This window comes from Rhizobium esperanzae (assembly GCF_002204185.1).
GTDB classification, from domain to species: Bacteria; Pseudomonadota; Alphaproteobacteria; order Rhizobiales; family Rhizobiaceae; genus Rhizobium; species Rhizobium esperanzae.
On record NZ_MXPU01000076.1, the window covers coordinates 1 to 606 of the forward strand.

Here is a 606-nt window from a genome sequence, read left to right on the forward strand (position 1 = left end):
TAGGCCTTTACCCCACCAACTAGCTAATCCAACGCGGGCCGATCCTTTACCGATAAATCTTTCCCCCAAAGGGCACATACGGTATTAGCACAAGTTTCCCTGCGTTATTCCGTAGTAAAGGGTACGTTCCCACGCGTTACTCACCCGTCTGCCGCTCCCCTTGCGGGGCGCTCGACTTGCATGTGTTAAGCCTGCCGCCAGCGTTCGTTCTGAGCCAGGATCAAACTCTCATGTTGAGAATTCAATCATTGGCAATTACGTCACGTTCTGAATCGACGAGAACTTCACACCTGTTTTCTAAACGCCAAACCGAAATCCAACGTCAAAAACCAGTGTAACTTCTCTTGATAAACGTGACCGCCAAAGTCTCTTTCAAAGAACCAGCATCGCTGCCGATCCCGCAAGCTCCGCCGCCCACGTTTCTCTTTCTTCTCATCTTCAATTGTCAAAGAACCGACGACCATCAGCCGTCACCAAAACCCGCTCCAAACCTAAGCCCGAAGCAACAAACCAGCAATCGCCAATCCGCTTGAGTTTCTTCAGAACGAAAGACTTCGTCGCCAGCAGCGCCGCCGCCCTCGTTCAGTGAGTGGGCTTATAGAGCTA

The 606-nt window shown here is 51.3% G+C and carries 1 protein-coding gene and 1 rRNA gene; both read right to left on the reverse strand.

Annotated features, from left to right (window positions below; genetic code table 11):
* Positions 1-236 (reverse strand): 16S ribosomal RNA (locus B5E41_RS31005); the annotation flags it as partial.
* 48 nt (positions 237-284) lie between these two features.
* Positions 285-464 carry a hypothetical protein gene (locus B5E41_RS31565; RefSeq protein WP_141098869.1) on the reverse strand — a complete coding sequence of 60 codons (180 nt, stop codon included), beginning with the start codon at positions 462-464 and terminating at the stop codon, positions 285-287.
* Positions 465-606 lie beyond the last annotated feature (142 nt).

What these genes read in the sequence shown, in the direction of transcription:
- B5E41_RS31565 (WP_141098869.1), bottom strand. Translation starts at nt 464, where the DNA reads ATGGTCGTCGGTTCTTTGACAATTGAAGATGAGAAGAAAGAGAAACGT.